1 protein-coding gene and 1 pseudogene are annotated in these 644 nt (G+C 63.5%); both read left to right on the plus strand.

Features of this window, described 5'->3' with window-relative positions:
• Positions 1–210 (plus strand): annotated as a pseudogene (locus AC1D0P_RS26795) (LLM class flavin-dependent oxidoreductase); the annotation flags it as partial.
• 35 nt (positions 211–245) lie between these two features.
• A partial coding sequence (locus tag AC1D0P_RS26800) for a GntR family transcriptional regulator (protein WP_477679506.1) occupies positions 246–644 on the plus strand: 399 nt, incomplete at its 3' end.

The raw sequence follows: 644 nt of genomic DNA on the forward strand, positions 1-644 counted from the left end.
TCCTACGACCGCTATCGCAAGCGCTTCGCCGGCGGCGCCGGCAGCTATCCGCTGGTCGGCACGCCGGAGAAGATTGTTGAAGAGATGCGGGCAATCTCGGAAAAAGGCTATTCCGGCATCGCGCTATCCTTCTTCAATTACACCCACGAACTCCCTTATTTCTGCGACAGCGTGCTGCCATTGATGCGCAAAGCCGGCTTGCGCCACTGAACGTGCAATAGAACGAACGAAAGGATGAGCGGCTGGTGAAAGAGGCAGGACTGACAAAAGTCTCGTCACGCGTGACGGTGCAGGACAGCGTCTACGAGCAGCTTCGCCACGCGCTGATGTGGGGCATGTTCGAGCCGCAGCAGGTCGTCACCATCGCCTCGCTGGCCGCCGAATTCGGCACCAGCCACATGCCGGTGCGCGAGGCACTGCGCCGTCTCGCCGCCGAAAACGGCCTGGAAATCGCCCGCAACGGCTCCGCCCGCGTGCCGCCCGTCTCGCGTGCCCGGCTCGACGATCTCTGCATCGCCCGTGTCTCGCTCGAAGGCCTGGCAACGGAACTTGCCACGCCGCGCCTGAAGCCGGCCGACATCAGCCGTTGCCTCGCAATCGCCGGGGAACATGAGGCGCTGGGTAAGACCGGCAAGGTCTACGAC

Source organism: Polaromonas sp. P1_G2, assembly GCF_056405515.1.